Genomic DNA, 3,532 nt, shown 5'->3' with positions numbered 1-3,532 from the left:
GCTCTCGACTTCTACGACGATCTCGAGATCGACAACTCGAAGGTGTTCTGGGAGGCGCACAAGGACACCTATCGGACTGCGGTGGCCGGGCCGATACGGGCGTTGACCGACGATCTCGCCGGGGAATTCGGGCAGGCCAAGATCTTTCGCCCCTACCGGGATGTCCGATTCGCGAAGGACAAGAGACCGTACAAGACTCATCAGGGTGCGTTCGTCGGGGTGGCTCCCGCGACCGGTTATTACATCCAGATCGGTGCCCCCGGGGTGCGGGTCGGCGCCGGTTTCTACGACGCGTCGGCCGAGCGATTGGCGGCCATCCGGGCGGCGATCGATCACCGACACCACGGACCCGAACTCGAGAAGATCGTCGCGAGACTGCGTAAGGCCGGATGGGAGATCGGCGGCACCACGCTGAAGGCCTCGCCCCGCGGGTGGGATGCCGACCACCCGCGGATCGAGTTGTTGCGCCACACATCGCTGACCGCCACGCGCGACTACGGGTTCGACGAGGCCATCCACACCCCGAAGCTGGTGGAGCGGATCCGGAACGACTGGCGGGCGACGACACCCCTCGTCGACTGGGTCGTGCGACACGGCGTCTAGGGCATGACTGACAATCGTCTGGCCCAGGCAATGACCGTCGTTGAGCACGGCGGCGGCTGCGCGGTAGACAATTGCGAGCTTGTCGTACCGAGTGGCCAGTCCGCGCCACTGCGTCAGATGACCGAACCGGCGCTCGACGACGTTGCGGCCGCGGTAGTCGACCTCGTCAAACGCCGATGGCCGACCGCCACGTGATCCACGACGGCGTCGGTGGCAGGCCTGATCGGACGGCTCCGCGATGACCGCGCCTATCCCGCGGCGGCGCAGCAACTTCCGATTGACGCGCGAGGAGGACGCGTTGTCGCCGCGTACCCGATCGGGTCGGGTCCGTGGCCGTCCACCTCCGGTGCGGGGAACGCGCAGGTGATCGAGCAGGTGCGGGAACGCGGGGCTGTCACCGGACTGGCCTGGCGAGACGAGCACGACCAGCGGCAGTCCGTGGCCGTCGACGAGCTGACGGGTCTTCGTCTACAGCCCGCCTCGGGACCGGCCAATCGCGTCGTCTGGCGGCTCGATCGGAGGATTCGTGTACTTCGACGCATCCCCCTGTGTGGCGGTGTTCGTGGCGTGCTGGTGCGCGCGAACGATCGTCGAGTCCACCGACACCGCCCAGTCGACGATTCCCGCTGCGTCGGCGTGGGTGAGCAGGCGTTCCAGGACCCGGTCCCAGGTGCCGTCGCCTGCGAGGTGGCGGTGCCTGGTCCAGATGGTCTGCCACGGGCCGAATACGTCCAGCACGTCCGGCCATGCGATCCCGCAGCGGTAGCGGTAGACGATGCCCTCAATCATCGACCGAGCGTCGGAGAACGGGCGGCCACGCCGACCCGTCCTCGCGGGAAGCAGGTCCACGATCATCTCCCACTGCTCATCCGACAACACTCGATGCCCTGACATCGGAACAGATTCACCTGCAACGGCTCTCACGCCGGTCACGCCGTTTCAGGTCGGGCGGAGGGTGGCACCCAGGTCTTGGCGTAGGTGTCGACGTACTCCTGACCCGTCCGGGACCCGATCACAGCCATCAGGGCGTCCGTTGCTGCTCGTACGTCGTCGACACCCGCACTTCGAAACGGCGTCAGGTCGAGGGGCTCGAGGATCTCGATCGCCACCCGGCGACGCCACCACCACACGCCGCGATCGGGCTTGGTTCCAGTGATCGCGACCGGCACCAGAGGGACACCGGTCTCCATCGCGACGCGGACCGCACCAGTCCGCCCTCGGTAGAGGCGCCCATCAGGCGAGCGCGTTCCCTCCGGGTGGATACCCCAAGCCCCTCCCTGCTCGACGATCCGGGTCGCGGCCACGAGGGCAGGTGAAGCGCCGCTCCCGCCCCGTCGATCAACAGGGATCTGACCCACTGCCGTGAAGAACCAGCACTGAAGCCGACCAGCGAGACCGCCGCGGTCGAAATAGTCGCTCTTCGCCAGGAAGATGACCTGCCGCTTGACTGCGAGCGTCAGATAGAAGGAATCGAGGACCGCGAGATGGTTCGCCGCCACGATCACCGGCCCACGTCGCGGAATGTTTCGGCGCCCGACGATCTTCGGACGTCCCAGCAGACACAACGCCGGACCGATCACGACATGGCGACACAGCCGGTAGACGCACGAACTCCCGATAGACATAGACAGTGTCTACTTGATGATGGGAGACACTGTCTACGTGAATGGGAACGACACAAGATCGGCACTGGTACGGGCCGGCATCGACCTGCTCGAGGAGACCGGCTCGGCGGACATCGGTCTGCGTGCGATCACGCGGCGGGCGGGCGTCTCCCACGGAGCGCCGCGGCGATGGTTCCCAACGCACCGCAGCCTCCTCGCCGCAGTCGCGGAGCAGGGCCTCCGCGACCTCACCGCCACCCTGTCTGCCGCGGCACAAACGCCAGGGCACGGCATCACGGATGTGGCCGCGGCCTATGTAAGCTTCGCCCGCCGCCGGCCGGCGATGTTCACACTGATCTTCCGACACGACCTGCTCGAAGGATCCGGCGCCGAACTGCGCACGGTGTCGCGACCCCTGTTCTCCTGGGTCGTCGACCTGGTGCAGAGATCAACAACCACGCCGGACCCTGCGGGTGCGGCCGCCGCGCTCTGGGTGAGTATCCACGGGATTGCTGTGCTCTCGTCGACCGGGTCACTCGAAGTCGCCACCTCCGGTGTCAACGAGGACGAGCTGATCGACCGCGTCGTACGCAACAGCCTCCAGTGACACCCAACTCCTACGGCTGCAGACGCTGATGCGCCCACAGCTCGAAGTCCTGCGGCCAACGCTCGTACTGACCGGGCTCCCGTTGCCAGCGCCACCTATCCGACCACCTGCACCGCCCTGAAGTGCTCGACGGTCGGGAACGGGTCGTAGAAGCGGTGCAACAGGGCCCGCCATCGCTCGTAGTCCGGCGAACCCCGAAACCCCTCCGTGTGATCCTCGAGCCTCTCCCATTCCACGAGAAGCAGATACACGTTCGACCGTTCCATGCACCGCGACAGTGCTAGCCGGCCGAAGCCGGGCATGGCCGCGATGATCGCCTTCGCCTCGCCGAACGCAGACTGGAAGTCGGCCTCTTCACCGGACCGAACCGACAGCAGCGCATGTTCGAGAATCACGGCGCCATCGTCTCACCCGCCTCCGAATTGTCAGACATGGCCCCAAACCTCCTCATACGGTCTAGCCCTCGGCGCTCCTCTATCACCGGAGGCCGGCCCGACTCCCTCGACGAGATGCAGCGCCTCACGTGAGGTTGTCTCTCGTCGAGATCTCGCTCTAATCGATCTTGTCGGTGCCCTCTCGTAGTGTTGTCACCAGCAGGAGAGAAGAAGACGAAGCGCGCCCCGTGTCCACTTGCCGGCCCGTCGCAGAACACGTAAGCCCTGCTGTCCTGTTCTGTCACTCGGGAGGCCGCAATGTCATCGACCGCATCACTGATCAC

Annotated in this window: 6 protein-coding genes and 1 pseudogene; 3 read left to right on the top strand and 4 right to left on the bottom strand. The window is 66.1% G+C overall.

Going from position 1 to position 3,532, the window contains the following annotated elements; genetic code table 11:
- Window positions 1-603 (top strand): DUF2461 domain-containing protein (locus tag QSJ19_RS26310; RefSeq protein ID WP_286324004.1); only part of this gene is annotated, 603 nt, incomplete at its 5' end.
- A 3-nt stretch (window positions 604-606) separates the two neighbouring features.
- A complete protein-coding gene (locus QSJ19_RS26305) occupies window positions 607-798 on the top strand; it encodes a hypothetical protein (RefSeq protein ID WP_286324002.1) in 192 nt (63 codons plus the stop codon).
- Here the strand turns inward: QSJ19_RS26305 and QSJ19_RS26300 are convergent.
- The 3 genes and pseudogenes from QSJ19_RS26300 to QSJ19_RS26290 form a co-directional block, all read right to left on the bottom strand.
- Window positions 718-1,026: pseudogene (locus tag QSJ19_RS26300) on the bottom strand (transposase); the annotation flags it as partial. The gene QSJ19_RS26305 and the pseudogene QSJ19_RS26300 overlap by 81 nt on opposite strands.
- Before the next feature lie 45 nt (window positions 1,027-1,071).
- A complete protein-coding gene (locus QSJ19_RS26295; protein ID WP_286324001.1) occupies window positions 1,072-1,497 on the bottom strand; it encodes an IS5 family transposase in 426 nt (141 codons plus the stop codon).
- Between the two features lie 35 nt (window positions 1,498-1,532).
- Entirely contained in the window at window positions 1,533-2,228 is a 696-nt protein-coding gene (locus QSJ19_RS26290) for a lysophospholipid acyltransferase family protein (RefSeq protein WP_286324000.1), read from the bottom strand.
- Between the two features lie 37 nt (window positions 2,229-2,265).
- Here QSJ19_RS26290 and QSJ19_RS26285 point away from each other — a divergent pair, with 37 nt between their 5' ends.
- Window positions 2,266-2,814 (top strand): TetR/AcrR family transcriptional regulator, encoded by a 549-nt coding sequence (locus QSJ19_RS26285; RefSeq protein WP_286323999.1) that lies wholly within the window; start codon window positions 2,266-2,268, stop codon window positions 2,812-2,814.
- A 95-nt stretch (window positions 2,815-2,909) separates the two neighbouring features.
- On the opposite strand, the gene QSJ19_RS26280 is transcribed toward QSJ19_RS26285, so the two are convergent.
- The gene (locus QSJ19_RS26280) at window positions 2,910-3,209 is read right to left on the bottom strand and encodes an antibiotic biosynthesis monooxygenase family protein (RefSeq protein WP_286323998.1); all 300 of its coding nucleotides are present in this window, start codon (window positions 3,207-3,209) and stop codon (window positions 2,910-2,912) included.
- Window positions 3,210-3,532 lie beyond the last annotated feature (323 nt).

The organism is Gordonia sp. ABSL11-1, from assembly GCF_030315685.1.
Classification (GTDB): Bacteria; Actinomycetota; Actinomycetes; order Mycobacteriales; family Mycobacteriaceae; genus Gordonia.
The sequence above is the reverse complement of the archived record's forward strand: the minus strand, read 5'-3'. Positions and strand labels throughout refer to the sequence as shown.